This is a genomic window from Nocardioides sp. GCM10030259 (genome assembly GCF_042666375.1).
In the GTDB taxonomy this organism is placed as follows: Bacteria; Actinomycetota; Actinomycetes; order Propionibacteriales; family Nocardioidaceae; genus Nocardioides.
Map to the genome: position 1 here is coordinate 72,141 of NZ_JBHTDF010000020.1, position 19,665 is coordinate 91,805.

The 19,665-nt window shown below is 72.8% G+C and carries 17 protein-coding genes; 8 read left to right on the forward strand and 9 right to left on the reverse strand.

From position 1 onward, the window contains the following. Positions 1–23: 23 nt before the first annotated feature. Entirely contained in the window at positions 24–1,331 is a 1,308-nt protein-coding gene (locus tag ACFQQI_RS17720) for a DUF222 domain-containing protein (RefSeq protein WP_378566420.1), read from the reverse strand. 641 nt (positions 1,332–1,972) lie between these two features. Between ACFQQI_RS17720 and ACFQQI_RS17725 the strand changes: the two genes are divergently transcribed. From ACFQQI_RS17725 to ACFQQI_RS17745, 5 genes are read left to right on the forward strand one after another with little or no spacing between them, the layout of a single operon-like run. Next, a complete protein-coding gene (locus tag ACFQQI_RS17725) occupies positions 1,973–2,587 on the forward strand; it encodes a hypothetical protein (protein ID WP_378566423.1) in 615 nt (204 codons plus the stop codon). Positions 2,588–2,616: 29 nt separating this feature from the next. After that, positions 2,617–3,957 carry a type I glutamate--ammonia ligase gene (glnA, locus tag ACFQQI_RS17730; RefSeq protein WP_378566426.1) on the forward strand — a complete coding sequence of 447 codons (1,341 nt, stop codon included), beginning with the start codon at positions 2,617–2,619 and terminating at the stop codon, positions 3,955–3,957. Continuing rightward, entirely contained in the window at positions 3,957–4,310 is a 354-nt protein-coding gene (locus ACFQQI_RS17735) for a hypothetical protein (protein ID WP_378566429.1), read from the forward strand. The genes glnA and ACFQQI_RS17735 overlap by 1 nt, the downstream gene beginning before the upstream one ends. After that, positions 4,307–5,035, forward strand: a complete 729-nt coding sequence (locus ACFQQI_RS17740) for a type 1 glutamine amidotransferase (RefSeq protein WP_378566432.1) — start codon at positions 4,307–4,309, stop codon at positions 5,033–5,035. Before ACFQQI_RS17735 ends, ACFQQI_RS17740 begins: the two co-directional genes overlap by 4 nt. After that, complete coding sequence (locus ACFQQI_RS17745) at positions 5,032–8,007, forward strand: bifunctional [glutamine synthetase] adenylyltransferase/[glutamine synthetase]-adenylyl-L-tyrosine phosphorylase (RefSeq protein WP_378566434.1); 2,976 nt, start codon at positions 5,032–5,034, stop codon at positions 8,005–8,007. The genes ACFQQI_RS17740 and ACFQQI_RS17745 overlap by 4 nt, the downstream gene beginning before the upstream one ends. Before the next feature lie 4 nt (positions 8,008–8,011). Here ACFQQI_RS17745 and ACFQQI_RS17750 read toward each other — a convergent pair whose 3' ends face one another. Beyond that, positions 8,012–8,719: a response regulator transcription factor gene (locus ACFQQI_RS17750; RefSeq protein ID WP_378566437.1), complete on the reverse strand. Its 708-nt coding sequence runs from the start codon at positions 8,717–8,719 to the stop codon at positions 8,012–8,014. Positions 8,720–8,796: 77 nt separating this feature from the next. Then, positions 8,797–10,077, reverse strand: a complete 1,281-nt coding sequence (locus tag ACFQQI_RS17755; protein WP_378566440.1) for a PQQ-binding-like beta-propeller repeat protein — start codon at positions 10,075–10,077, stop codon at positions 8,797–8,799. 181 nt (positions 10,078–10,258) lie between these two features. Between ACFQQI_RS17755 and ACFQQI_RS17760 the strand changes: the two genes are divergently transcribed. Next, positions 10,259–10,882 (forward strand): flavodoxin family protein, encoded by a 624-nt coding sequence (locus ACFQQI_RS17760; protein WP_378566443.1) that lies wholly within the window; start codon positions 10,259–10,261, stop codon positions 10,880–10,882. 1 nt (position 10,883) lies between these two features. Next, positions 10,884–11,486, forward strand: a complete 603-nt coding sequence (locus tag ACFQQI_RS17765) for a methyltransferase (protein WP_378566446.1) — start codon at positions 10,884–10,886, stop codon at positions 11,484–11,486. A gap of 1 nt (position 11,487) precedes the next feature. Here the strand turns inward: ACFQQI_RS17765 and ACFQQI_RS17770 are convergent, their stop codons facing one another. Beyond that, entirely contained in the window at positions 11,488–11,691 is a 204-nt protein-coding gene (locus tag ACFQQI_RS17770) for a CDGSH iron-sulfur domain-containing protein (protein WP_378566449.1), read from the reverse strand. Then, positions 11,688–12,656, reverse strand: a complete 969-nt coding sequence (locus tag ACFQQI_RS17775; protein WP_378566452.1) for an iron-containing redox enzyme family protein — start codon at positions 12,654–12,656, stop codon at positions 11,688–11,690. The genes ACFQQI_RS17770 and ACFQQI_RS17775 overlap by 4 nt, the downstream gene beginning before the upstream one ends. Before the next feature lie 32 nt (positions 12,657–12,688). On the opposite strand from ACFQQI_RS17775, the gene ACFQQI_RS17780 reads away from it, so the two are divergent. Beyond that, positions 12,689–13,636 (forward strand): TIGR03557 family F420-dependent LLM class oxidoreductase, encoded by a 948-nt coding sequence (locus ACFQQI_RS17780; RefSeq protein ID WP_378566455.1) that lies wholly within the window; start codon positions 12,689–12,691, stop codon positions 13,634–13,636. 2 nt (positions 13,637–13,638) lie between these two features. Here ACFQQI_RS17780 and selD read toward each other — a convergent pair whose 3' ends face one another. From selD to fdh, 4 genes are read right to left on the reverse strand one after another with little or no spacing between them, the layout of a single operon-like run. Then, positions 13,639–14,628, reverse strand: coding sequence for a selenide, water dikinase SelD (selD, locus tag ACFQQI_RS17785; protein ID WP_378566458.1), 990 nt, complete (start codon positions 14,626–14,628; stop codon positions 13,639–13,641). After that, positions 14,625–15,563 carry an NrfD/PsrC family molybdoenzyme membrane anchor subunit gene (gene nrfD, locus ACFQQI_RS17790; RefSeq protein WP_378566461.1) on the reverse strand — a complete coding sequence of 313 codons (939 nt, stop codon included), beginning with the start codon at positions 15,561–15,563 and terminating at the stop codon, positions 14,625–14,627. The genes selD and nrfD overlap by 4 nt, the downstream gene beginning before the upstream one ends. Further along, positions 15,563–16,426 (reverse strand): 4Fe-4S dicluster domain-containing protein, encoded by an 864-nt coding sequence (locus ACFQQI_RS17795; RefSeq protein ID WP_378566464.1) that lies wholly within the window; start codon positions 16,424–16,426, stop codon positions 15,563–15,565. Before ACFQQI_RS17795 ends, nrfD begins: the two co-directional genes overlap by 1 nt. Next, positions 16,426–19,653, reverse strand: a complete 3,228-nt coding sequence (gene fdh, locus ACFQQI_RS17800; protein ID WP_378566467.1) for a formate dehydrogenase — start codon at positions 19,651–19,653, stop codon at positions 16,426–16,428. The genes ACFQQI_RS17795 and fdh overlap by 1 nt, the downstream gene beginning before the upstream one ends. Positions 19,654–19,665 lie beyond the last annotated feature (12 nt).

Genomic DNA, 19,665 nt, shown 5'->3' on the forward strand with positions numbered 1-19,665 from the left:
ACCTCCGCAGACCTGCGGACAGGTCAGGCGGCGAGGTCGAGGTTGATCAGGAAGTTGGTGAACTCGACCTCGAGGCGGGAGGCGGGGTTGGGCCGGGGGAGGCGGCGGGTGCCGGTGTGGTCGACGACGTAGTGGGCGCCGTGGGGGTCGCGCCAGAGGTAGATGCCGGGGAAGGGTTGCTGCACTTGCCAGCCCGGGGCGTGGGTCTTGATCCGGTGATGCGATGTGGTCATGGGGCCGTAGTTGCCCACCCCGGTGGCACCGCCGGCGTCGAAGGGGACGGTGTGGTCGACCTGCATCTGTCGTGAGGTGCAGGTGGCGTAGGGGAAGGTGTCGGCCGGCGTCATCAGGTGCACGGCCTGTCTATGTCGGTCCGGGATCTCGTACGCATCGACCGGGGCCTGGCCGGCGAGGTCCAGTACGGGCTGGATCTTGAACCGAGCCTGCGGGCCGAGCACGGTCCGGACCCAGTCCTCGGTGACCGGGCCGTGGCCCTCGACCCGGGCGATCCCCTCACCGTCGGGCTGACCGGGGCTGCCGGCGTACAGGTGCACGAAGAGCGTGACGGTGGGGAGCAGGTCGGCCAGGTCCACCTCGCCAGACGAGGTGGGGAGGTCGTGTCCGGTCATGAGGTGCAGGACGGTCAGCACGCAACGTTCGTCGTCGGTGGCCTCCGGGAACACCGGCTTGAGGCGTGCTGCGCCGGCGGTGGTGGTGGCCTCGAGGGCCGCGATGGTGGCGGCGTCGGCGCGGACCAGGAAGGAGGCCATCCCGTGGGCCTCGCCGTGCAGCCTCCGCGCGAACCGCGCCTGCGCGGCGCGCTCTTCCTTCGCGCGGGCGGTGTCGGGGTCGGCCTGCGCGACCTTCGCCTCGACCAGGGCCTCGAACCGCGACCACGGGATCCGCCCGTCCGCGGACTCCGCGACGGCGGCATCCACGAACGCGGCTTCGGATTCGGTGAGGTCGCGGGTCTTCGCGCACACGTGCCGCGCGTAGGACGCCCGGACTTCACCGGCCAGCACCCGGGCCCAGAGCTGGGGGTGGCGGTGGCGCAGGTCCAGGGCGTCGGCCATCAGCTGCCGCGCCGCATACGGGGACCGCCCGATCCGCGCGCCGAGCTCCGCGGCGGCGAACTCGGCCACCTCCGGCGTCCCCGCACCACCGAACATCCGGGCCCTCTCCCGGCCCGGCCTGCCGGCCTCGGCGGGGTCGAGCCGGTCCGGGGAGTGCAGCACCGCCCACTGGTAGGCGACCCGGATTAGCTCGGTCTCGGCGTCCCGGATGACGGCTGCGCAGTCGGTCGCGGCATCGAGGAGCTGCTCCTCGCTCATCGCGTCCAAGGTCAGTCCTGCCATCACGTTCCTGTGATATCGAACAAATGATCGAATATCAACAAGCGGCCGAGGGTGGCATCGGGGCAGGGGGTGGTTTCGAGGCTCGTTCGCTGGCGCTCCTCGCACCTCAACCACCGTGCCCTGCGCCGCCCGGCCCTTCGAACCGACCGCTTGACGGCGGGGGACGCGCGTCCAGACTGGCGCCGCCGGGAGGACGCCAGCATCGGTGTCGAGGCGCGATCGGACCCTCGACGTAAGCGCGGACGCGGTGGAGGTTTCGAGGCTCGTCGCTGGCGCTCCTCGCACCTCAACCACCGCCTCGGCGTACGCGCGGGCGCTGTGGTGGTTTCGAGGCTCGTCGCTGGCGCTCCTCGCACCTCAACCACCGTGCCCTGCGCCGCCCGGCCCTTCCAACCGGCAGCCGGGAGGACGCCAGCATCGGTGTCGAGGCGCGATCGGACCCTCGACGTAAGCGCGGACGCGGTGGAGGTTTCGAGGCTCGTCGCTGGCGCTCCTCGCACCTCAACCACTGTGGCCCGTGCCGGTCGCACCTTCGAGGCGCAAAATCGGATGCAACCGAGCTCGCCCGCCGGGCGTCTCCACTGCGACAACACATCACGCAGACAGAAAGCATCGTCATGAACCGCACCACCGTCCGCACCGGCCTCGCGTTCACCGCCGCGGCCGCCGCCCTCTTCGCCGGCACCACCGCGCTCCCCGCCGAGGCGACCAGCGCCGCCGCCCACCCCAGGACGACCGTCACCTTCGAGGTCCCGGACTGCGAGGGCTGCGAGCTCTCGCTCGTCCAGGCCCGCTGGGACGACTCGGAGAAGTTCGGCGTCCGCGTGTGGAACGGCCCCAGCGCCACCGTCGAGGACGGCGAGGCCACCTTCCGGATCCGCAGCAGCCACACCTGGGGCATGTCGGTCCTGGTGAACGCGCCGTGGGACGGCCAGCTCGCCGCCAACACGACCGTGGCGTTCCGGTACGCCGGCCACGGCGTCGGTGACGAGGTCACCTTCGCCGACGCCCGCGACGAGCGGAAGGCGTCCGCCTGCTGGGAGGGCACCCGCCGCGACGAGGTCACCATCCCGCTCACCGTGCGCAAGGTCCGGGTCGACGGCGTGCACGGGCGCGTCAACGGGAGCATCGCCTTCACCGACACGACGCAGTCGTGGCTGCGGCCCACGCGGCGCGTGTACGACGGCGTGCTGGCCTCCCAGGACGTGAACGTCTGCGGACCGCGCGGCTGACCCGTGGCGCCAGCCAATAGGCTGCAGCCATGGGCAAGCAGGAAGACTTCGTTCTCCGCGCTCTCGAGGAGCGTGACGTCCGGTTCGTCCGGCTCTGGTTCACCGACGTCCTCGGCTTCCTGAAGTCGGTCGCGGTCGCACCGGCCGAGCTCGAGCAGGCGTTCTCGGAGGGCATCGGCTTCGACGGGTCGTCGATCGAGGGCTTCGCCCGCGTCTACGAGTCCGACATGCTCGCCAAGCCCGACCCGTCGACGTTCCAGATCCTGCCCTGGCGCAGCGGCGACGGGCCGTCGACGGCCCGGATGTTCTGCGACATCTCGATGCCGGACGGCTCGCCGTCGTACGCCGACCCGCGCTACGTGCTCAAGCGCACGCTGAGCCGGGCGGCCGACCAGGGCTTCACGTTCTACACGCACCCCGAGATCGAGTTCTACCTGTTCAAGGACGTGCCGGAGGCCGGCGCCGAGCCGGTGCCGGTCGACCGCAGCGGCTACTTCGACCACACCGCGCAGTCGATGGGTGCCGACTTCCGCCGCGAGGCGATCTCGATGCTCGAGGCGATGGGCATCTCGGTCGAGTTCAGCCACCACGAGGGCGGCCCGGGGCAGCAGGAGATCGACCTGCGTTACGCCGACGCGCTGACCACCGCCGACAACATCATGACGTTCCGGACGGTGGTGCGTGAGGTCGCGCTGACGCAGGGCATCTGGGCGTCGTTCATGCCCAAGCCGTTCACCGACCAGCCGGGCTCGGGCATGCACACCCACGTCTCGCTCTTCGAGGGCGACAACAACGCGTTCTTCGAGGCGGGCGCGGAGTACCAGCTGTCCAAGACCGGCCGCCAGTTCATCGCCGGCATCCTCAAGCACGCCCCCGAGATCAGCTGCATCACCAACCAGTGGGTCAACAGCTACAAGCGGATGATGTGGGGCGCTGAGGCGCCGTCGTACGTCTGCTGGGGCCACAACAACCGCTCGGCGATGATCCGGGTCCCGATGTACAAGCCGCTCAAGGGCCAGTCGACCCGCATCGAGCTGCGCAGCCTCGACGCCGCGTGCAACCCCTACCTCGCGTACGCCGTGGTGCTCGCCGCCGGCATGAAGGGCATCGCCGAGGGCTACGACCTCCCGCGCGAGGCCGAGGACGACGTCTGGTCGCTCTCGGAGCGCGAGCGCAAGAGCCTGGGCATCGACCCGCTGCCGAAGAGCCTCCACGACGCGATCGTGATCGCCGAGGACTCCGAGCTGCTGGCCGAGACCCTGGGGGAGCACGTCTTCGACTTCTTCCTGCGCAACAAGCGCGCCGAGTGGGACGACTACCGCGGTCAGGTCTCGGCGTACGAGCGCGACCGCATGCTCCCGGTGATCTGATGGCGGAGTTCCTCACCGACGACCGCGTGAAGGTGCTGCGTCGGTTGCTCTACGTGGTCGTCGGCTTCGCCGTCCTGGTGGCGCTGCTGGCGGTGCCGCTCGTCACCGGCGACTACGTCGTGTTCGGGGCGATCGCGCTCGCCATCGCCGTCGTGCTCGGCGGGCTCGCGTGGTTCACGCTGCGCGCGATCCGCGACCAGGCGCCGACCGCGCGCCGCCTGTGCATCACGACCGGCGTCGCGACCGTCGTGCTCTCGGTGCCGCTCGTCCAGATCTGGGTAGGCCTGCTCACGGCCGTCACCGGCATCGGCCTGCTGGTCATCACGTTCGCGCCGGAGCGGGAGCCCCAGTGACCGGGCGTCCCCGCCTGCTGGTGATCGAGCACGACGCCGAGTGCCCGGTCGGGTGGATGGGCGCCTGGCTCGACGACTCCGGCTGCGACCTCGACCTCCACCGCGCCTACGACGGCGACGAGCTGCCCGAGCTGGCGGCGTACGACGGGCTCGTGGTGCTGGGCGGCCCGATGGGCGCGAACGACGACGCACGGCACGCCTGGCTGGGCCCGGTGAAGGATCTGATCCGCGAGGCCCGGGACGCCGAGCTGCCGACGCTCGGCATCTGCCTCGGCCACCAGCTGATCGCGGTCGCCCTCGGCGGCACGGTCGAGCCCAACCCGCGGGGCCAGCAGGTCGGGCTGCTCACGGTCGGCTGGACCCTGGAGGCGGCTGACGACCCGCTGGTCGGGCCGTTCGCCACCCGGCGGCGGGGCGTGCAGTGGAACGACGACATCGTGACGGCGCTCCCCGAGGGTGCCACCCTGCTGGCCGCCACCCCCGAGGGCGAGGTCCAGGTGGTCCGCTTCGGAGCGGCGATGTGGGGCGTCCAGCTGCACCCCGAGGTAGACGAGGTCGTGCTGCAGCCGTGGGCCGACGAGGACCGGGGCAGCCACGAGACCCGGGGGATCGACACCGACGCGCTGCTCGCCGAGGTCCAGGCGGCCCGGGCCGAGCTCGACGCGGCATGGCGGCCGCTCGCCGACGGATTCGCGGCCCTCGCGGCAGACCACGCGGGGCGATGACCCGGGCGGCGCCGAGCAAGGGCAACCTGCTGCGGCTGGGCTTCCAGGAGCCCGACGCGGCGCGGGCGGCGCTCGGGGCGCTGGGAGAGGCCGCCGAGCCGCTGCTGCCGCTGCTGGGACGCACGGCCGATCCTGATGCCGCCCTCGCCGGGCTGGTCCGGCTGAGCGCGGAGGCGGCGGACGGCGACGCGCTGGTCGAGGCGCTGGCCGAGGACGAGGGCACCGCGATGCGCCTGCTGAGCGTGCTCGGCGCGAGCGAGGCCCTCGTCGACCACCTGATCCGGCACCCGGACCACTGGCACGAGCTGACCGACCCGGAGCTCGGCTCGACCCGGACCGCGGCCTGGGCGATGCGGGAAGCGCTGCTGCTCGCGGTCGGTGCGGAGCCCGGCGCCGACGTACCCGTCGCGACCCTGCCGGACGCGGCGGCGGTCGACGTGCTGCGCGTGGAGTACCGGCGCATCCTGCTCCGCCTCGCCTCCCGCGACCTGACCCACCACCTCTCGGTCGACGACGCAGCCGCCGAGCTCTCCGACCTCGCCGCGGGCACGCTCGAGGCCGCGCTCGCGATCGCCCGGCAGCGCGTGGGGGAGGACGCCGCGCTCGCACGCCTGGCCGTGATCGCGATGGGCAAGTGCGGCGGCCACGAGCTCAACTACGTCTCCGACGTCGACGTCATCTACGCCTACGCGCCGGTGGACGGCGCCGACGAGCAGGCCGCCCTCCGCGCCGCGACCCAGCTCGCCAGCAACCTGATGCGGGTCTGCTCCGACCACACCGGCGAGGGCACGATCTGGCCGGTCGACGCCAACCTGCGGCCCGAGGGCAAGGCGGGGCCGCTGGTCCGCACGATCGCGAGCCACGAGAGCTACTACGAGCGCTGGGCGAGCACCTGGGAGTTCCAGGCGCTCCTCAAGGCCCGACCGGTGGCCGGCGACCTCGCGCTGGGCCGGGAGTTCATCGAGACCACCGAGCCGCTGGTCTGGTCGGCGGCCGAGCGCGACGGGTTCGTCGAGGACACCCAGGCGATGCGCCGGCGGGTGCTGGACCACATCCCGGCCCGCGACGCGGAGCGGCAGCTCAAGCTCGGCGCCGGTGGGCTGCGCGACGTGGAGTTCGCGGTCCAGCTCCTGCAGCTCGTGCACGGCCGCGCCGACGAGCGGCTCCGGTCCCCGGCGACGCTCAGCGCGCTCGCCGAGCTGACGAGGGGCGGGTACGTCGGGCGCGACGACGGCGAGGCGCTCCACGAGGCCTACGCGTTCCTGCGCGCGCTCGAGCACCGCATCCAGCTGCACCAGCTGCGGCGTACCCACGTGGTGCCGGAGGACGACGCGTCCCTGCGCCGCCTCGGCCGGAGCATGAACTTCCTCAAGGACCCGGTCGGCGTCCTCGACAAGACCTGGCAGCACCACCGGCGCGAGGTGCGGCGCCTGCACGAGAAGCTCTTCTACCGGCCGCTGCTCGCCGCCGTCGCGCGGATCCCGGGCGACGAGGCCCGGCTGACCCCCGAGGCGGCGGAGCTGCGTCTGGGCGCGCTCGGGTTCGCCGACCCGAAGGCCGCGCTGCGCCACCTCGAGGCGCTCACCTCCGGGGTCACGCGCACCGCCCAGATCCAGCGGACCCTGCTGCCGGTGATGCTGGCGTGGTTCGCCGACGCGCCCGACCCGGACGCCGGGCTGTGGGGTTTCCGGAGGATCAGCGAGTCGCTGGGCGCCACGCCGTGGTACCTCTCCACGCTGCGCGACGAGGGCCAGGTGGCCGAGCGCCTGGCCCGGATCCTCGCGACCTCGCGCTACGCCACCGACCTGCTCGAGCGCGAGCCGCAGGGGGTCCGGATGCTCGGCGGCGACCTGCGGCCGCTCACCGCCGAGGCGCTCACCGAGGAGATGCTCGCCTCGGCCGCCCGCCACGACAAGCCCGAGGACGCCGTCCGCGCCATCCGCGGGGTACGCCGCCGCGAGCTGCTGCGGATCGCGGCCGGCGACCTGCTCGGGCTCACCGACGTCGCCGACGTCGGCGCCGGCCTCTCCCGGCTCACCGACGCGACCCTGGAGGCGACGCTCGACATCGCCGGGCGGGCGACCCGCGGCAGCCGCGATCTGGACGCCGCGCCCACCCGGATGGCGATCGTCGCGATGGGCCGGTACGGCGGCTTCGAGCTGTCCTACGGCAGCGACGCCGACGTGATGTTCGTGCACGACCCCGTGCCGGGCGCCGACCCGCAGGCGGCCGCGTCGTACGCCCAGGCGGTCGCCAACGAGCTGCGCCGGCTGCTGGCGCTGCCCGGCCCCGACCCCGCGCTCGAGGTCGACGCCGACCTGCGGCCGGAGGGCAGGCAGGGGCCGCTGGTCCGCACGCTCGACGCGTACGCCGCCTACTACGCCAAGTGGTCGAAGGTCTGGGAGGCCCAGGCGCTGCTGCGTGCCGACGCCGTGGTCGGCGACCCCGAGCTGCGGGGGCGGTTCGAGGAGCTGATCGCCCCGCTGCGCTACCCGCCCGAGGGCATCAGCGAGGACGACGTGGTCGAGGTGCGCCGGATCAAGGCGCGCGTCGACTCCGAGCGGCTGCCGCGCGGCGCCGACCCGCAGACCCACCTCAAGCTCGGCCGGGGCGGGCTCGCCGACATCGAGTGGACGGTGCAGCTGCTGCAGATGCGGTACGCCGGCACCGTGCCCGGCCTGCGCACGTCGCGCACGCTCGACGCCCTCGACCAGGCCCGCGAGGCCGGCCTGGTCGAGGACGCGGACGCCGAGGTGCTCCAGCAGAGCTGGCGGCGGGTCAGCCGCGTGCGCAACGCCGTCACGCTGGTGCGCGGCAAGCCCGGCGACGAGCTACCGCACGACAGCCGGGAGAAGGCCGCGGTCGCGGCGGTGCTGGGCTACCCGCCGGGATCGTCGGACGCGATGGTCAACGACCAGCTGCGCTACACGCGGCTCGCGCGCGGGGTGGTCGACCGGGTGTTCTGGGCCTGACGAGCTAGGCCGGCTCCTCCATGCGGTAGCCGACGCCGCGCACGGTGCGGATGTAGCGCGAGCCGCCGAGCTTGCGGCGCAGGTTGCCGACGTGCACCTCGACGACGTGGGTGTCGCCGACCCACGGGGTGCCCCAGACCGCGGTGAGCAGGTCCTCGCGGGTCGCCACGCGCTCCGGGCTGCGCATCAGCTCGGTCAGCAGGTCGAACTCGGTGCGCGTCAGCGGCAGCTCCTCGCCGTCGCGGAACACCCGGCGAGCGGGTACGTCGACCCGCAGCCCGCCGTGGACGAGCACGTCGCCGCTCGCGGGGGCGGCGGCGGCCACGCCGGGGCGGGGCCGGCGGAACATCGCGTTCACGCGCGCCTGGAGCTCCCGCAGGCTGAACGGCTTGGCCATGAAGTCGTCGGCGCCCGTCTCGAGGCCGGTCAGCCGGTCGATCTCGTCGGAGCGGGCGGTGATCATCACGATGTAGGCGTCGCTGATCTCCCGGATCTGCCGGCACACCTCGATGCCGTCGATGCCGGGCAGGCCGAGGTCCAGCGTGACCAGGTCGGGCCGCTGCTCCCGGACCGCCTCGACCCCGTCGGGTCCGGTGTCGACCGCGGAGACCTCCATGCCCAGGTCGGTGAGCGTGTGCATGATGAGCTCACGGATGTCCCGATCGTCCTCGACCACGACGGCGCGGCGGACCGGCCCGGCGACTCCTTCCATGGGGCGGATGATGCCAGACCCGGAGCCCCAGTGTTCGAGAACGCGATCCGCCCTCGGGTGGCGGGCACCACGCCCGGTCAGCGGTAGTCGCTGACCTGCGAGCCGTTGCTGATGACCAGGTGGCCGTCCCCGGCGGTCACCTGGTCGGAGGGGGTCATCCCGATGTCGAGCTCCCACGCGGGCTCGGAGGCGCCGAATGGTGTGTACGACACCGCGCGACCGGCCACGGCGTACAGGCCGTCGCCGCTGGCGGCCACGGTATTCGGGTCGGTCCTGGCGACCTCGTCGAGGTCGGCGTCGTAGACCGCTCCGCCGGACCCGATCACGTGGTCGCCGTCGGCACCGTGCACCGGGAAGAAGTAGCCCCCGCGCGCATCATCGGCCGGCAACGAGCCGATGCGCCCGTTCCCGTCGTACACCGCGACCTCGTCCGCCTCCGTGTCCCACAGGTAGACCGCGGAGCGGTTCACCAGGCCGGAGGACGGACCGTAGTCCTTCGACTGGAACTCGAGGTCGACCGTCCAGCGCGTCGTGCCGCTGTCGCTGTCGAAGGCGCGCGCCGTGTCCCGGCCGGCCGCGACCACGAAGCCGTCCGCCACGGTCATTCCCTTGAACTGGCCGGACGTCCAGCCGAGGTCCCGTGACCACTCGTGCTTGCCGGAGTCGACGTCGAGTCGCCGGAGCCGGTCGTCGTCGGCGAGGTAGACGGCGTCGGGGCCGATCCCGATGCTGGGGACGGTGCCGGTGGCGCTCCACTGCTCGTCCCCGGTCCGGGCGTCGAGTGCCCGGACCGTGCCGTCGTCGAGCACGATCACGCGGTCACCCACCGCGTCGTAGTAGTCACCCGCGGCGGCCGTCCAGCGCTCGGAGCCGTCGTCGGGGTCGAGCGCCATGACGACCCCTGCCTCGTACGCGATCGCGAGCACTAGGTCGGGCAGGCCGGGCGGGACCTGGAGGAAGCTGCCGCCGGGCAGGTCGGTCGTCCACTCGGCGTCGCCGTCGGCGTCGAGGGCTGTGACACCCGACCGCGTCACGACGTACGTCGTGGGTCCCGCCGTGACCACCTGTCGCACCTGGTCCCCGGCGTCCCAGGTCCACGCCAGGTCGGGCTCGGTCGCGACCGCGGCCGGCTGCCCGAGTCGGTCGGACCAGAAGCCGTCGTCGTCGCCGTCGCCCCGCAGCACCGTCCACGCCGTCCCGCCGAGCGCGAGGGCGGCCACGGCGGCGACGGCCACGACCGCCGAACGCCGCCGCGCCCGGGTCTCGTCCGGGGCGGGCTCGGCCGCGACGGCCTCGACGGTCTCGACGAGGACGACCTCGGTCGGCTCCTCCGGCGCCGGCTCCGGCGCCGCGAACACGTCCTTCCCGCAGCGCGTGCAGTAGTCGACGTTCGGCGACAGCGGCTCACTGCAGTGAGGGCAGAACGGGGGCGACTCCAGCGACAACGGACCAGGACCTCTCGGAACGCCCGGATGGGCGGGCGGCCACTGTAGATCAGCCGGGTTGCATGTGCGGGGTCAGGACGGGCACAGAGGGTGCATGCCCGACCAGACCGCCTCCCCGCTTCGCGCGCTCGTGCTCGTCTGCAGCCTCAAGGCGTCGCCGGCGGAGTCGAGCTCGCAGCTGCTGGGGGAGCAGGTCCTGCGGCAGCTCGAGGGGCTCGGCGTCACGGGCGAGGTGGTGCGGGTGGCCGACCACGACGTCCGGTTCGGGGTGAGCACCGACGAGGGCGACGGCGACGCGTGGCCCGGTATCCGCGAGAGGATGCTCGCCAGCCACATCCTGGTGATCGCCACGCCGATCTGGATGGGCCAGCCGTCGTCGGTGTGCAAGATGGTGCTCGAGCGGCTCGACGCCGAGCTGGGCGAGACCGACGACCGGGGCCGCATGGCCACCGAGGGGAAGGTCGCGGTGATCGCGGTCGTCGGCAACGAGGACGGCGCGCACCACGTCGTGGCGGAGGTCGGGCAGGCGCTCAACGACACCGGGTTCAGCGTCGCGGCCAACGCCGGCACGTACTGGGTCGGCGAGGCGATGCAGGACGTCGACTACCTCGACCACGACGAGACGCCGGAGAAGACGGCGGCGACCACCGAGTCCGCCGTCCGGCACGCCGTGCACCTCGCGCGGCTGCTCACGGTCGCGCCGTACCCGGGCCCGTGACATGGCCGAGACGATGGAGTTCGGTTCGTTGCGGATCGCGTTCGACGACCGCGTGCTGCGCCCCCGGGCCTGGACGACCGCGCAGTCGGAGTGGGCGGCCGAGGTCATCCGCACCGCGCCCGCCGGCCCGGTGCTCGAGCTGTGCGCCGGGGCCGGCCACATCGGGCTGCTCGCCGTGGTCGGCTCGGAGCGGCCGCTGGTCTGCGTGGACGTCGACCCGGTGGCGTGCGAGTACGCCCGGAGCAACGCCGCCGCCGCGGGACTCGCCGACCGCGTCGAGGTGCGGCAGGGCCCGATGGACGAGGTGCTCCGCGACGACGAGCGCTTCCCGGTCGTGATCGCGGACCCGCCGTGGGTGCGCCGGGCCGAGGTCGGCCGCTACCCGGAGGACCCGCTCCGCGCGATCGACGGCGGCGACGACGGACTCGACGTCGCCCGGACCTGCATCGCCGTCGCCCGGCGGCACCTACTGCCGGGCGGGAGCGTGGTGCTCCAGCTCGGCACCGCCGACCAGGTCGACCTGCTGGACAACGTCGACGCAGCCGAGGTCGTCGAGGTGCGGCGCTTCGACCGCGGGGTCGTCGTACGCCTCGACCCGCGGTAGCTCAGGCCGGCCTCAGCTGGGGCGGCAGCGCCTTGTGGGTGCCGTCGCACCAGGGGTACGACGCGGACTTGTCGCACCGGCAGACCGCGGTCACCGGCCGGGTGGTCTCCCGGGGGACGCCGTCGGCGTCCTCGATCGTGTGCTTCCCGCGCAGCAGCATCGGCCCGCCCGGGCACAGCACCACGTCCGGGTGGTCGAAGCTCATGCCGCCACCTCGCCGACGCCCCAGCGCGCGAGCATCGCCTGCCCGAAGCGGTCCTCGAGGTCCAGGCACGTGAAGGCCCCGAACCACAGGTCGTCCTCGAGCTCGGGCTCCTCGGCCAGCAGCGCCCCGCAGATCGTGCGGACGGCGAGCTGCTCGTGCACCGCGTCGGCCTCGACGTGCTCGGAGTAGTAGGCCACCATCTCCGCGGGAAACCCGAGCCGTTCGAGCCCTTGGACCATCCGGCGCGAGGGCACCGAGCTGGTGGCCTCGAAGGCCGCGAGGTGGCCGAGGGCCGCGCCGCGCAGCCGCCGGTGCAGGCCGAGCATCGTCAGCGCGTTGCTCTGCTCCAGCGCCGCGATCGGCACGGCCTCGTAGTGGGCGTCGTACGCCGGCTCGAGCCCGCACGCCTCCATGCCCCGCGCGAAAAGTTGGTGGTGCAGCCGGTTCGGGTCGCCGTCGCCGTACTCGTCGTACTGGAGCTCCATCAGCGCTGCCTTGGCGGGTACGCCGAGCCGGGGGACCAGCCACGAGACGGGATCGGACTCCTTGAGGTGGTAGAGCGCGCGGGCGCGCAACAGGTCCAGGACCTGGTCGCGGTCGGCGTCGCGGTGGACGTGCCGCGCCAGCGAGACGCCCTCCTGGTCGTCGATCCAGCCGAAGACGTCGGCCACGAACGAGAGGCCATCCGGGCGGCGATAGCGCGCACGGAGCCGTGCCTCCAGGTCGCGCTCGAGCAGGGTGCGCACCCGGATCAGCTGGGGATCCCACTCCATCCGGTCGTCGACCTCGGCGAAGCCGCGGTAGTGGAGCTCGTGCAGCACCCACAGGGCGAGCGCCGCGTCGTCGCCGGTCGCGGTCGGGGCGGTGGCGAGCACGCCGAGGAAGTCATCGGTGCGGGACCGCAGCGCGCCGAGGAGCTCCTCGGTCAACGGGCCGCGGGCCTGGGGGAGCCGGGGTTGCTGCATGCGTCCGGGGTACCCCCGGGTACCGGGCCGCCATGCGCATCGGATACTTCCTGTCCACCGAGGAGTACAGCCCCGCCGAGCTGCTCGCCCAGGCCCGCGCGGCCGAGGAGGCGGGCTTCCAGGGACTCTGGATCAGCGACCACTTCCACCCGTGGAACAACGAGCAGGGCAACAGTCCGCACGTCTGGAGCATGATCGGCGCCATCGGGCAGGTCTGCGACCTGCACGTCACCACCGCCGTCACCTGCCCGACCGTGCGGGTCCACCCGGCGATCATCGCGCAAGCGGCGGGCACCTGCGCGGAGCTGCTGGGCGGCCGGTTCACGCTCGGCGTCGGCACCGGGGAGGCGCTCAACGAGAGCATCCTCGGCGGCCCGTGGCCGACCCTCGACGTACGCCTCGAGATGCTGGAGGAGGCCGTCGCGCTGATCCGCGAGCTGTGGACCGGCAAGGTCGTCACCCACCGGGGCCGGCACTACACGGTCGAGCATGCCCGGATCTACAACGTCCCGGACGTGCCGCCCGAGGTCTTCGTGTCGGCGTTCGGTCCCAAGGCCGCCGAGGTCGCGGGCCGGATCGGCGACGGCTACATCGGCACCTCGCCCGACGCCGACCTGGTCGGCCGGTTCAAGGCGATCTCGGGCGGCAAGCCGGCCCAGGCAGGGGCGAAGGTCGCCTTCGCGCCCACCCAGGAGGAGGGCTGGAAGCACGCCCACCGGCTGTGGCCGAACGCCGGGCTGCCGGGCGAGATGGCGCAGATCCTGCCCACGCCCGAGCACTTCGAGCAGGCGACCGAGCTGGTCACGATGGACTCCACCCGGGAGTCGGTCGTCGCCGGCAACGACGTCGACCAGCATCTCGCGCAGGTGCGCAAGTACGCCGAGGCCGGGTACGACGAGCTCTACGTCGCGAACATGGGCCCGCACCACCAGGACATGATCGAGTTCTACGGCGAGAACGTGCTGCCGGAGTTCGCTTGACCTCAGCGCACGACGATCGTGGCGTCCCCGGAGGCGACCAGCTCGCCGATGACCGGGTAGCCGGGCACCTCGCCCGCCACCAGCAGCCCGCCGGAGGTCTGGGCGTCGGCGAGCAGGACGAGCTCGTCCTCGGACACGCCGGAGTCGAGGTGCGGGCGCACCCAGTCGAGGTTGCGGCGGCTGCCGCCGGGCACGTAGCCGGCGGCGTACGACGCGCGCGCGGGCTCGACGTACGGGACGGCCGAGGAGTCGACGACCGCCGAGACGCCGCTCGCGCGGCAGAGCTTGTGCAGGTGGCCGAGCAGGCCGAAGCCGGTGACGTCGGTGGCGCACGCGGCGCCGGCCGCCAGTGCCGCGCGTGCGGCGTCGCGGTTGAGCGTGGTCATCGTCGCGACCGCCTCCGGGAAGACCTCGCCGGTCGCCTTGTGCCGGTTGTTGAGCACGCCCAGCCCGAGCGGCTTGGTCAGGGTGAGCGGCGTGCCCGGCCGGCCCGCGTCGTTGCGCAGCAGCCGCGCCGGGTCGGCGAGGCCCGTGACCGCGAGGCCGTACTTCGGCTCGGGGTCGTCGATGCTGTGGCCGCCGGCGAGGTGGCAGCCCGCCTCCCGGGCGACGTCGGCGCCGCCGCGCAGCACCTCGGCGGCGAGGTCGAACGGCACCTTGTCGCGCGGCCAGGCGAGCAGGTTGACGGCGACGATGGGCTCTCCGCCCATCGCGTAGACGTCGGAGAGCGCGTTGGCGGCGGCGATCCGGCCCCAGTCGAAGGGGTCGTCGACGACCGGGGTGAAGAAGTCGGCGGTCATCACGACGGCCCGCCCGCCCTCGATGCGGACGACCGCCGCGTCGTCGCCGTTCTCCACGCCGACGAGCAGGTCGTCGCCGGTGGCCGGCACGACGCCGGACAGCACCCGCTCGAGCTCGCCGGGCGGCACCTTGCAGGCGCAGCCGCCGCCCGCGGCGTACTGGGTCAGGCGGACATCGGAGCTCAGGGTCACCTGTTCATCTTGGTCGACTGATCCTGATGCGCAAGGCGCTCGCGCTGGGGGACGACGGTGTACTTCGGGTCCCGGGCGGACGCGAGACCGGCCTCGAAGATGCCGAACCGCGTGGTGATCGAGGCTGCGACGTACGTCGCGCCGGCCACGGCCGAGACCAGTCGCGACCGTCGGCCGGCGAGCAGGGTCGCCGCGGAGCCGATCGCGGTGCAGTTGCGGGCGATCCGCATCAGCCGCCCCGGCATCCCGGTCCTGTACGGCTCGGCGACGAGCCCGCGCCGCAGCAGGATCGACTCGGCCGCGGCGACCTCGATCGCCGCACCGGCGAGCGCCATCCGGCGGGCCGGCCCGGCCTGGTCGAGCGGCACCAGCATCATCGCCAGCCCGCCGGCGGCCTGCGCCCCTGAGCCGCCGAAGACGAACGGCAGCTCGCGGTGCGCCTCGTGCCAGGCGGGGACGGCCGTGTTGGCGACGAGGGCGGCGGTGTACGTCGCGAGCGGCGGCCCGAACGCCGCAGCGCCCGCTCCCGCGAGCCGGCCGAGGCGGGGGAGCAGACCGGTCACGTGCGAGGCGGCGGCCGCCCCGGCGAGCGCGCTGAACGGCGCGAGGATGAAGGAGCCGACCGAGAGCGGCGAGGTCGGCCGGAAGACGCGCAGCATGTTGAGGAAGCGCTCGGGCCGGCCGAGGTCGTGCACCAGCGCGACGGTGCCCGCAGCGGCGCCTCCGGCGGCGGCGAGCCGCGCGACCCGCTCGAGGTCCGGGCGACCCGTGGCCGCGGCGCCCTCGGCCAGCAGCGCGGAGCAGCCGGCCAGGCCGCCGACGAAGAGGTAGAGCGGGACGTCGGGCGTCTTCCAGGTCGGCGTCTTGATGATCTGGCGGCCGTAGTAGGACTCGAACTCGACGTCCGGCACCATCGTCGTCTCGCCGCGGGGCATCAGCGCCTGCTCCCGACGAACGACGCGATCCCGAGGCCGACGAGCGTGGCCGCGGCGGCACCGACGTGCTTCCAGAGCGAGCCGAGGTCGCGCGTGGTGACGACCGGGTCCGGGGGGAGCCCGTAGACCTCGGGCTCGTCGAGCAGCAGGAAGAACGCGCCGTCGCCGCCTACGCCGTCCTCGGGGTCGCGACCGTAGAGCCGCGCCACGTCGACGCCCTTGTCGTGCAGCTCGGCCACCCGCCGGTCGGCGCGCTCGCGCAGCTCGTCGAGCTCGCCGAACTGGATCGACTCGGTGGGGCAGGCCTGCGCGCACGCGGGTGTCTGGCCCTCCTTGAGGCGGTCGTAGCAGAGCGTGCACTTGAAGGCCCGCCCGTCGCCCGGGCGGATGTCGATCACGCCGTACGGGCAGGCGGGCACGCAGTAGCCGCAGCCGTTGCATACGTCGGGCTGCACGACGACCGTGCCGAACTCGGTGCGGAAGAGCGCGCCGGTCGGGCAGACGTCGAGGCAGGCGGCATGCGTGCAGTGCTTGCAGACGTCGGACGACATCAGCCAGCGCACGCTGTTCTCCTCGGGTGCGGGCGGTCCGACGTCCGGCATGCCGAGGTCGACGGCGGGGGACTGCTCCACGAACGCCACGTGTCGCCAGGTCGAGGCGCCGAGCGCCTCCGTGTTGTCGTACGACATGCCGGTGAGCAGGTAGCCGTCGTCGGGGACCTCGTTCCACTCCTTGCACGCGACCTCGCAGGCCTTGCACCCGATGCACACGGAGGTGTCGGTGAAGAAGCCCATCCGCGGCGGGTGCTCGTCGTAGCCGGCGTCGGCCTGGACGTCGTCGAGCCGGCCCCACAGGCTGCCCATCAGCTCTCCTCCTCGATCCCGGCGCGGCGCCGGTACTCCGCGACGTACGCCGTGAGCGCGGCGCCGCGCGGGCGCCGTCCGGGCCGTACGTCGCACGTGCCGACCTTGTCCTGGATGTAGACGTTGGGGTCCATCGTGATGTTCACGAGGTCGTTGGCGGAGTCGCCCTGGCTGATGCCGTTGCGGCCCCAGTGGTAGGGGAGGCCGACCTGCTCGACGAACCGGTCGCCGAGCCGCAGCGACCGCAGCCGCTCGGTGACCAGCACCCGCGCCTCGATCGCGGTGCGGCCCGTGACGATCGTCGCCCACTCGCCGTGGACGAGCCCGCGCTCGGCGGCCAGCCGCGGCGAGACCTCGCAGAACGGCTCGGGCTGGAGCTCGGTCAGGTACGGCAGCGTCCGGCTCATGCCGCCCGCGGTGTGGTGCTCGGTGAGGCGATACGTCGTGAACACGTAGGGGAACACGTCGCCGAAGCTCGGGTTGAGCGGGTTCGCCGGGCTCGTGAGGAACCGTCGTGCCGGGTTGTTCTGCTGCCCGTAGAGCGGGTTGGGAACCGGCGATTCTGGCGGCTCGTAGTGGGTCGGCAGCGGGCCGTCGGCCAGGCCGAGCGGCGCGAACAGCCAGGCCTTGCCGTCGGTCTCCATCACGAACGGGTCCTGGCCGCCGATCGCGTCCGGCCCCTCCGCGCCCTCCTCGGGCACGAAGTCCGGCGCCCGGTCGGCAGGGAAGTCGGGCACGTCGGGTCCGACCCATCTCCGCGCCTCGGCGTCCCAGGTGAGGTAGCGCTTGCGCTCGCTCCACGGGCTCCCGTCGGGCGCGGCCGAGGCCCGGTTGTAGAGCTGGCGCCGGTTCGCCGGCCACGCCCAGCCCCACTCGGCGGCCACCCAGTCCTGCTCCCAGTGCGGCTTGCGGCGCCGCGCCTGGTTGACCTCGCCGGCGTACACGCCGCAGTAGATCCAGCACCCGCACGCCGTCGACCCGTCGGCCTTCAGCTGGGTGTACGCCGACAGCGCGGCGCCGTCCGGCCCGACGCCGTTGATCTCCCGCAGCACCGCCTCGGCGTGCGGGTCGCCCTCGTCGTCGAGCGGGTAGTCCCAGGTCAGGTCGAGCAGGGGCCGGTCCATCTCGTCGGTCGACCCCGCCAGCCTGGCCCGGATCCGCCTGCCGAGGTCGTGGAAGAACTGCAGCTCGCTGCGGCAGTCGCCCGGCGGCTCGACGGCCTTGTCGCGCCACTGGAGCAGCCGCTGGGTCTGGGTGAACGACCCGGACTTCTCGACGTGGCTGGCGGCCGGCAGGAAGAACACCTCGGTCGCGATGTCCTCCGTGCGGAGCTCGCCGGTCTCGATCTCGGGGCCGTCCTTCCAGAACGTCGCCGACTCGATCATCTGCAGGTCGCGCACCACGAGCCAGTCGAGGTTGGCCATCCCGAGCCGCTGCATCTTGCCGTTGGCCGACCCGACCGCGGGGTTCTCGCCGACCACGAAGTAGCCCTTGCAGCGGCCCTCGATCATCGCCTTGACGGTCGTGTACGTCGAGTGGTCGCCGCTGACCCGCGGCAGGTAGTCGAAGCAGAAGTCGTTGTCCGGGGTCGCCGCGTCGCCCCAGTAGGACTTGAGCAGGCTGACCGAGTAGGAGCGGACGTTGCCCCAGAAGCCGGCCTTGCCCTCGTCGTCGCGCACCCACTGGTCCAGCGACTGGTGCTGGTTCGCGTTCGGCATCGGCAGGTAGCCGGGGAGGATGTTGAACAGCGTCGGGATGTCGGTCGAGCCCTGGATGCTCGCGTGGCCGCGGAGCGCCATGATGCCGCCACCGGGACGGCCGATGTTGCCCAGCAGCAGCTGGAGGATCGCGGCGGTGCGGATCATCTGGGCAGCGGTGGTGTGGTGGGTCCAGCCCACGGCGTAGCAGAAGGCCGAGGTCCGCTCGCGACCGCTGTTGGCGGTCAGCGCGTCGGCGACCTTCCGGAAGTCGGCCGGCGAGATCCCGCAGACCTCCTGCACCATCTCCGGGGTGTAGCGCGCGTAGTGCCGCCTGAGGATCTGGAAGACGCAGTTCGGGTGCTCCAGCGTCTCGTCGCGGCGACCCTTCCAGCGCACGGGCGCTCCGCCCGATCCGTGGCTCTCGGCGCGTGCCGCCTGGTGCGACTCCTGGTGGCCCTCGTCGTCGGCGTACGCCGCGTCGCGCTGCTCGTCGTCCTCGATGTCGCGCAGGGTGTCGGGCACGTAGCCCCACGTCTCGGGGTCGTACTGCCCGGTCTCGGGGTCGAACCCGGAGAAGAGGCCGTCGAGGTCCTCGGTGTCCACGAAGCGGTCGTCGATGATGTTCGCCGCGTTGGTGTACGCCGCGACGTACTCGCGGAACTCGAGGCCGTTGCTCAGCACGTGGTTGACGAGTGCGCCGAGGAACGCGATGTCCGAGCCCGCTCGGATCGGCACGTGCACGTCCGCGACCGCCGAGGTCCGCGTGAACCGCGGGTCGACGTGGATGATCGTGGCGCCGCGCCGCTTCGCCTCCATCACCCACTGGAAGCCCACGGGGTGGGCCTCGGCCATGTTCGACCCCTCGATGAGGATGCAGTCAGCGTTGGCGAGGTCCTGCAGGAAGGTGGTCGCGCCACCACGACCGAAGGAGGTACCCAGACCGGGCACCGTGGAGGAGTGTCAAATGCGGGCCTGGTTCTCGATCTGGATCGCGCCCATCGCTGTGTAGAGCTTCTTCATGAGGTAGTTCTCCTCGTTGTCGAGGGTCGCTCCTCCGAGGCTCGCGATGCCGAGGGTGCGGCGGGTACGACGGCCGTCGTCCTCCCACTCCCAGTACTCCTTGCGGGTCCTGATGACCCGGTCCGCGATCATCTCGACCGCGGTCTCGAGGTCGAGGTCCTCCCACTCGGTGGCGTACGGCCGCCGGTAGCGGACCTTCGTCACCCGGGTCGGGCTCGTCACGAGCTGCTTGCTGGCGCTGCCCTTCGGGCACAGCCGGCCGCGCGAGATCGGGCTGGCCGGGTTGCCCTCGATCTGGGAGACCTTGCCGTCCTTGACGTACACCTTCTGGGCGCAGCCGACCGCGCAGAACGGGCAGACCGAGTCGACGACGGTGTCGGCCTCCACCGTGCGCGGCCGGAGCGTCGCGCTGCGTGGCGACTGCGCGGCCTGTCCGCGGCCGAGCCGGTCCGCGCCGGTCACCTGGCGCAGCAGCGGCCAGCCCAGGAACGCCTTCACGAGAGCCACGGTAGCCAGACC